Origin of the sequence: Chromobacterium fluminis (assembly GCF_011602385.1) — a bacterium.
GTDB lineage: Bacteria > Pseudomonadota > Gammaproteobacteria > Burkholderiales > Chromobacteriaceae > Chromobacterium > Chromobacterium fluminis.
Genome location: NZ_JAAOMA010000115.1, coordinates 1 through 1,012, shown reverse-complemented (window position 1 = coordinate 1,012; position 1,012 = coordinate 1). Strand labels below are relative to the sequence as shown.

Sequence of the window (1,012 nt, the reverse complement as noted above, 5' to 3'; positions counted from 1 at the left end):
GGCCTGCCGGTCGAACGCGCACTGTGCCTGGACCAGATCAACGATGCGCTCGAGACCCTATCCGACGCGCCGCTGGACCTCGCCGGCGACGACAGGCATCCGGCCTACGTCATCTACACCTCCGGCTCCACCGGCCGCCCCAAAGGCGCCGTCAACAGCCATCGCGCCATCGTCAACCGCCTGCTGTGGATGCAGCACGCCTACCCGCTGGCCGCCGACGACGTGGTGCTGCAAAAAACCCCGTCCAGCTTCGACGTCTCGGTCTGGGAGTTCTTCTGGCCGCTGCTCGCCGGCGCCTCGCTGCTGCTGGCCCGCCCCGACGGCCATCGCGATCCCGTCTATCTGGCCGAGCTGATCCGCCGCCGCGGCGTCACCACCCTACATTTCGTCCCGTCCATGCTGGACGCCTTCCTGCAGGAGCCCGCCAGCGTCGGCTGCGCCAGCCTGCGCCGCGTGCTGTGCAGCGGCGAAGCCTTGCCCGCGCCGCTGCTGGCCCGCGCCGCCCAGACGCTGCCCTGCCCGCTGCATAATCTCTACGGCCCCACCGAAGCCGCCGTCGACGTCACCGCCTGGACCTGCGATCCGGCAAGCGACAGCCGCTCGGTGCCCATCGGCCACCCAATCTGGAACACCCAGCTCTTCGTGCTCGATTCCATGCTGCGGCCCTTACCGCCCGGCATCCCCGGCGAGCTCTATCTGGGCGGCGTCGGCCTGGCCCGCGGCTATCTGCGCCGTCCGGCTCTGACTGCCGAACGCTTCGTCGCCCATCCCTTCGCCGCCGGCCAGCGGCTGTACCGCACCGGCGACCGCGTCGTCCGCCGCGAGGACGGCGCGCTGGACTACCTGGGCCGCCTAGACCATCAGGTCAAGCTGCGCGGACTGCGCATCGAGCTGGGCGAGATCGAAGCCGCGCTGCTGGACCAGCCCGGCGTCGCCCAGGCCGTGGTGCTGATCCGCGAGGACGCGCCCGGGCAGCGCCGGCTGGTCGCCTACGCGGTGCCCGCCGCCGGCG

1 protein-coding gene is annotated in these 1,012 nt (G+C 71.7%); it reads left to right on the top strand.

The annotated features are described in order from the left end of the window. A partial coding sequence (locus HA052_RS27080; protein WP_166454441.1) for an amino acid adenylation domain-containing protein occupies window positions 1-1,012 on the top strand: 1,012 nt, incomplete at both ends.